Origin of the sequence: Methyloceanibacter sp. (assembly GCF_051306395.1) — a bacterium.
GTDB lineage: Bacteria > Pseudomonadota > Alphaproteobacteria > Rhizobiales > Methyloligellaceae > Methyloceanibacter.
Genome location: NZ_JBPPND010000128.1, coordinates 1 through 5200 on the forward strand (window position 1 = coordinate 1; position 5200 = coordinate 5200).

A 5200-nucleotide genomic window follows, 5' to 3' on the forward strand; every position below is an offset into this window, starting at 1 on the left:
ACGCTCGGCGTCGCCGGCGGCCCGCTCGACAAGAGCTGGCTGCTGATCGTGGCCTATGCGCTGCGCACCGCGAATATCGACCTGCGCACCGACACGACCCAAGAGTACGGCGCACCGCCTCTCCTTGCCGAAAGGGCGAAGCAAGGGAAGATCGATGCGGTGCTCAACTTCTGGCCCTATGCCGCGCGTCTCGAGGCCTTAGGCTTTACGCAATTGATCGGCCTTGAGGAGGTCGTTCGCGAGCTCGGCGCCAAGGGCGAGGTAGCCATGGTGGGCTATGTCTTCAATGAAGCCTGGGCAAACAAGAACCCTAAGGCGGTCCAAGGTTTTCTCGACGCCGCCGCCAAAGCCAACGAGTTGCTGGCGACATCCGACGCGGAGTGGGACCGGCTGAGGCCGCTCATGGGCACCAACGACCCGACCTTCGACGATGCCACGTTCGAGGCGCTGAGGCGCCGCTACCGCGAAGGCATCCCGGAACGGCCCATCCCCGCTGAAGAAGCCGACGCCAAGGTCCTCTACCAGTTCCTGCGGGAATTCGGCGGAACCAAGCTGGTGGGCTCCGGCACGGAACTGGCGCCGGGGACCTTCTGGCACGAGACCGACAAGTGAGCGTGACCTTTGCCCGACCGGAGGCCCGGCGGGGCGCGTGGCTCACGCGCGGCCCATGGTCCTCGATTCTGTCCGTGGCGGGCTTTCTACTCATCTGGTTCGTGGGGGCCGAGATCGCCCAGAGCCGCATGTTGCCGGGGCCAGCCGCCGTCCTGGACTACATCTACGAAGAGACAGTGCACGGCGACCTGCTGTTCCAACTCGGCATCACGCTCTGGCGCGTCATTGCCTCCTTCGTGGTCGCCATGGTCATCGGCAGCGCCATTGGCCTGATCATGGGCCAGATGCCGGCGGTGAACCGCGTGCTCGATCCTTGGCTGATCGTGCTTCTCAATCTGCCGGCGCTCGTGATCATCATTCTCGCCTATGTGTGGTTTGGGCTGAACGAGACGGCGGCCATCGGCGCCGTTGCCCTTAACAAGATTCCCAACGTGGTGGTGACCTTGCGCGAGGGCGCCCGCGCCCTCGACCCCGGCCTCGACGAGATGGCCCGCGCTTACCGCATGAGCCCGTGGAACAAGTTCCGCAACGTTACCCTGCCGCAGCTTCAGCCTTATTTTGCCGCCGCCTCGCGCTCCGGACTCTCACTCATCTGGAAGATCGTGCTTGTGGTCGAGCTCCTCGGCCGGCCGAACGGCGTGGGTTTCGAACTCCACCTCAACTTCCAGCTCTTCAATGTGACCGCCATCCTCGGCTATACGCTGTCCTTCGTGGCGGTCATGCTCGTGATCGAATACCTATTGGTGCAGCCCCTTGAACGATATTCAACACGCTGGCGTAACAAGCCAGTTTGAGATCCGCATCGAGGAGAAGACCCATATCGGGGCTGACGGCACGCGGCTGACAGCCATCCGGGACCTTTCCCTCGACCTCAAGCCTGAGAGCATGACCGTTCTCATGGGCCCGTCGGGCTGCGGCAAGACCACCCTACTCAGGATTGTCGCCCAGCTGGACGACCAGTTCTCCGGCGAGATCGAAATGCCGGCCGACGCGAGGCTCGGCTTCATGTTCCAGGAGCCGCGCCTTCTGCCCTGGCGCACCGTGCGCCAGAATATCGATCTGGTCGCGGCGCCCGACTTCTCCGAAAAGGACCTCGAGCGGTTGGCCGACGCGGTCGGAATTGCGGACATGCTATCGCGCTACCCGCTAGAGCTGTCTCTGGGCCTAGCGCGGCGCGTGGCGTTGGCCCGGGCTTTCGCCACCGAGCCGGACCTGCTTCTGCTCGATGAGCCGTTCGTCTCGCTCGACGAGAAGACCGCAGATCGCCTGAGACGGCTTCTGCTCGATGTCTGGTCGGCTCGCCCGACCACGGCGCTGTTGGTCACCCATAACGCCCGTGAGGCGATACTCCTCGCCGATCAGCTCGTGCTGCTGGCGCCGCGGCCAACCCATGTCGTGGCTATCGAGACCATCGACGTTCCGCAAAGGGAGCGGGATCCCAAAATGATCGAGGCCCTTCACACCGATCTTCTGGAACGCTTCCCCGCCAACTTCTCGGGCCTCTCTAGATAGAGGCCTCTCGGAAGCGCCTTCAGCCGGCCGCGGCAGGCGCCGCCGCCTTGCGTTGCTGGATGCCTCGCGAGGGATCGTAGGCCCACACCGACAACGCCAGGAAGACCGCGGTGCAGCCGGCCACCACCCCCAACGCCTCCCAGTTCATCTTCATGTAGAAAGAGAAGCGGATGAGCTCCACCGCCCAGGTGAAGGGGTTGTAGAAGCAGATGTAGTAGAGGGTGAGGCTGCCCTCGCGCATCTTCCACAGCGGGTAGAGCGCCGAGGAGGCGAAGAACATCGGGAAGATCACGAAATTCATGATGCCTGCGAAGTTCTCGAGCTGCTTGATGGTCGAGGAGAGCAGCATGCCAAGCGCACCGAACATCATGCCCGTGAGGATGAGCGCCGGAAGGGCCACGAGATAGCCCCAGGGCGGCAGTTCGACGCCACAGAGCCAGGCCACCGCCAAGAATGTATAGACCTGGAACAGGGACACCAGGACGCCGGCGAACAGCCGCGCCACGAGGAGGAACCAGCGCGGCAGCGGCGTTGTCAGCAACACACGCATCGAGCCCATCTCGCGGTCGTAGACCATGGAGAGCGAGCTCTGCATGCCGTTGAAGAGCTGGATCATGGCGAGCAGACCCGGCGTGATATAGACGTCGTAAGTGATGTAGGTCTCGTATGGCGGGATGATCGAGATGCCGAGCGCCGCGCGGAACCCTGCCGCGAAGATGATGAGCCAGATGAGCGGCCGTACCAGCGCCGCGAAGAACCGCTCTCGTTGTTGCAGGAAGCGCAAGAGTTCCCGCCAGACGATGCCGCGAAAGGCCCGGACATAATGTAGGAAGCTCATACGGCGACGTCCTCCTCGGCATCGCTGCCGATCAAGCGCCTGAAAGCCTCGCCCAAATCCTCGGCGCCGGTCTCCGCCACCACCGCCTTCGCCTCGCCGCGCGCCACGATGCGCCCCTTGCTCAGGACGACGAGATCGTCGTCCGGCTCGATCTCATCGAACAGATGAGTCGCCCACAACACGCCGATATTGTCCGTGCGCGCCAACTCGTGGATATGCCGCACGATGGCCGCGCGCGTCGGGTCGTCCAGGCCGATTGTCGGCTCGTCCAGCAGAAGAAGCTTCGGGCTATGCAGCAAGGCGCGAGCGATCTCTACGCGGCGTCTATGGCCGCCATTGAGCGAACGCACTCTCTCCCCAATCCGCTCCTTCATGTCCAGCGCCGTGAGCGCACGGTCCATGCGCTCATCCGCCTCTTTCCGCTTCAGACCCCTGAGCGAGGCGAAATAGCGCAAGTTCTGCTTCACTGTCAGATCGAGATCGAGGGTCGGCTGCTGAAACACCACGCCGAGCGGCCCCAGCGCCTTGAAGCCCCAATCGGCCGCGGCGCGTCCGTCGATCTCGATACGTCCCGTGGGCGCATCGAACAGCCGGGTAACGAGGGAAAAAAGCGTCGTCTTCCCGGCGCCGTTCGGGCCCAGAAGCGCCGTCACCTTGCCGGAGTAGACGTCGAAGCTCACGTCGTCGAGCGCCTGTTTGGCACCATACCAATATGACACGTTTTTGACCGACAGGACCGGCGTGCGTGCAGCCCCGTCCTTGGTAGCTTCCTTTTGCATGGCGGCTTATGGCCTTTGAGGCTCTGTCGGCCCCACTCTTGGACTTCGGTTCCTCAAGGGAGAGATAGCCTCGGACCGGCTGTTTCACAAGCCTTCCCCGGGTGCCGCTGATTTGGGTGGGGCGTGAGACAAAAAAGAAGCCGCCCCGAAGGGCGGCTTCCGTAATCTTGGTCGTCCGGGTTGTGGCTTAGAAGAAGATGATGCCACCGACCTGGAACAGATCATTATCCTCGAAGCCCTGGCTGAAGTTGGTTCCGGTGGTCGTGTCGACGATTGTCACGTCAGGACCATCCAGATGCTGCCACCGAGCGAAGAGGTGCATTGCAGCGGAGTCGATCTCCTGCACGGCGCCAAGACCCCAGCGCTCGACCTCAGACCCCACCACATTGCACAACCCAGATGGGCAGTTCGGCAAGGCGCTTGCCACATTCCCGCCGGGTCCGGCAACATTCGCGAGGCCGTACATGTCGTTGTACTGGTAGTACTCGCCGTACAGGATCGTAGCGCCAAGCGGGTTCCAGGTCCGCTTGATGAAAGGCTTCACGCCCCAGCTGTCCGTGTTGGGCAGATTGGCACCGCCAACCAGGGGAGCTCCGCCAGGAAAGAGGTTGCCATTGGGACCGCTGGTGAATTCCCAGTTGCCCAATGCGTAGATACCCAGTCCAGAGGGCACATGCATGACAGTACCGCCGACCTGATGGTAGTCCTGCTCGCCGCCGTTGAGGGGATTCGCCTCAAGCCATGTGTAGGCGTAAGCGGCCGAGATTTTGAAGTTGCCCCAATCGCCATTGTAGAACGCGGCGATATCCGCGAAGTTCGAGTCCGACGTATTCGGATGAGGAATAAGTCCGGTTCCGCTGTTCGAAAGGTAGGAGTCGTTGTCCAGAATTGCAGGGACAACGTTCGCAGTACCGTAAGAGGCCTCGATGCGGAAACCACCGAACGTCGGCGAATCGTAGCGAACCGCCTCCTCTGCCGCACCAAAGCAGTCGGCGCCCGGCGCTACGGCCGAAGAGCAGAGCAGGAAGTGGTTAAACGCGCCGACCGCACCCGCCGCCCCACTGGGCCGCAGTTGAAGCCCGCCGCCCTCGAAGAGCACCGCGTTCGACTCGATGACCGTGCCGGAGATGTCGGCCAGAACAGCAGGATTGTCCGACGCAGGGCTCAAATGGCCCCAGTTCAACGTACCATACGTGTCGCTCTTCACGTACATATACGAGTAGAGCGTGTTGATTGTACCGTAGGTGGTTCCGCCGAGCCGCGAGTTTACGCCGGCATACTCGTTAACGGAGTTGCTATTGACACCGAACGTGCTGCCCGGCGCCGTGATCGTCATGTTGTAACCCGCCGACCAGCCAGGCGCGATCGTCGCTGAACCCGTGATGGCGAAACGAGACGCAAGGTCGTAGTCCTTGTCACCAACGGCAAAGCCATTTCCGAAGCCGCTATCGTACCAGTT

Annotated in this window: 6 protein-coding genes; 3 read left to right on the forward strand and 3 right to left on the reverse strand. The window is 62.4% G+C overall.

Annotation, left to right across the window (positions count from 1 at the left end):
* From ACSLE4_RS06820 to ACSLE4_RS06830, 3 genes are all read left to right on the forward strand, one after another.
* Positions 1–612 (forward strand): ABC transporter substrate-binding protein (locus tag ACSLE4_RS06820; protein ID WP_435903727.1); only part of this gene is annotated, 612 nt, incomplete at its 5' end.
* Between the two features lie 65 nt (positions 613–677).
* A complete protein-coding gene (locus ACSLE4_RS06825; protein ID WP_435903732.1) occupies positions 678–1406 on the forward strand; it encodes an ABC transporter permease in 729 nt (242 codons plus the stop codon).
* A complete protein-coding gene (locus ACSLE4_RS06830) occupies positions 1366–2124 on the forward strand; it encodes an ABC transporter ATP-binding protein (RefSeq protein ID WP_435903728.1) in 759 nt (252 codons plus the stop codon). Before ACSLE4_RS06825 ends, ACSLE4_RS06830 begins: the two co-directional genes overlap by 41 nt.
* A gap of 19 nt (positions 2125–2143) precedes the next feature.
* On the opposite strand, the gene ACSLE4_RS06835 is transcribed toward ACSLE4_RS06830, so the two are convergent.
* From ACSLE4_RS06835 to ACSLE4_RS06845, 3 genes are all read right to left on the reverse strand, one after another.
* Positions 2144–2962, reverse strand: a complete 819-nt coding sequence (locus tag ACSLE4_RS06835) for an ABC transporter permease (protein WP_435903729.1) — start codon at positions 2960–2962, stop codon at positions 2144–2146.
* The gene (locus ACSLE4_RS06840) at positions 2959–3741 is read right to left on the reverse strand and encodes an ABC transporter ATP-binding protein (protein WP_435903730.1); all 783 of its coding nucleotides are present in this window, start codon (positions 3739–3741) and stop codon (positions 2959–2961) included. Before ACSLE4_RS06840 ends, ACSLE4_RS06835 begins: the two co-directional genes overlap by 4 nt.
* 187 nt (positions 3742–3928) lie before the next feature.
* Positions 3929–5200 (reverse strand): porin (locus tag ACSLE4_RS06845; RefSeq protein ID WP_435903731.1); only part of this gene is annotated, 1272 nt, incomplete at its 5' end.

What these genes read in the sequence shown, in the direction of transcription:
- ACSLE4_RS06835 (WP_435903729.1), bottom strand. Translation starts at nt 2,962, where the DNA reads ATGAGCTTCCTACATTATGTCCGGGCCTTTCGCGGCATCGTCTGGCGG.
- ACSLE4_RS06840 (WP_435903730.1), bottom strand. Translation starts at nt 3,741, where the DNA reads ATGCAAAAGGAAGCTACCAAGGACGGGGCTGCACGCACGCCGGTCCTG.